The sequence below is a fragment of the Lactobacillus sp. UMNPBX19 genome (genome assembly GCF_002553805.1).
Taxonomy (GTDB): domain Bacteria; phylum Bacillota; class Bacilli; order Lactobacillales; family Lactobacillaceae; genus Lactobacillus.
Map to the genome: position 1 here is coordinate 1 of NZ_PCYR01000120.1, position 424 is coordinate 424.

Sequence of the window (424 nt, forward strand, 5' to 3'; positions counted from 1 at the left end):
TATCGACGTATTTATTGTCAACTTTTAAATCAAGGAATTAAAAGTTCTGCTAATACTGTACTGAAGCTGATGCATGAACTGGGCATAAAAAATCATATATACCGTCGGCATACCAGTTCATATAGCTCATACAAGGGCAACGTTGGTATGAAAGCACCTAATTTTTTGAAGCAAACTTTTAATGCCACCAGCCTTATACAGTCATTCATACGGATGTGACCCAAGTGCGGTTAACTAATCAACACTGGGCCTATATTTCAGCGATGACAGATGAAACAACCAAGGAAGTGTTAGTATTACAGGTTAGTGCGCACCCAGATAAGCAATTAATCATGAAAACGATTGACCAATTGTGTGCTCATTTACCAAGTGGTACAAAGTCGATTATTCATTCCGATCAAGGTTGGCATTATCAACAGAAAGA

Annotated in this window: 2 protein-coding genes; both read left to right on the plus strand. The window is 38.0% G+C overall.

The annotated features are described in order from the left end of the window. Positions 1-9: 9 nt before the first annotated feature. The gene (locus CP370_RS10330; RefSeq protein ID WP_369821781.1) at positions 10-219 is read left to right on the plus strand and encodes a hypothetical protein; all 210 of its coding nucleotides are present in this window, start codon (positions 10-12) and stop codon (positions 217-219) included. A 5-nt stretch (positions 220-224) separates the two neighbouring features. Continuing rightward, a partial coding sequence (locus CP370_RS09375) for a DDE-type integrase/transposase/recombinase (RefSeq protein ID WP_143467897.1) occupies positions 225-424 on the plus strand: 200 nt, incomplete at its 3' end.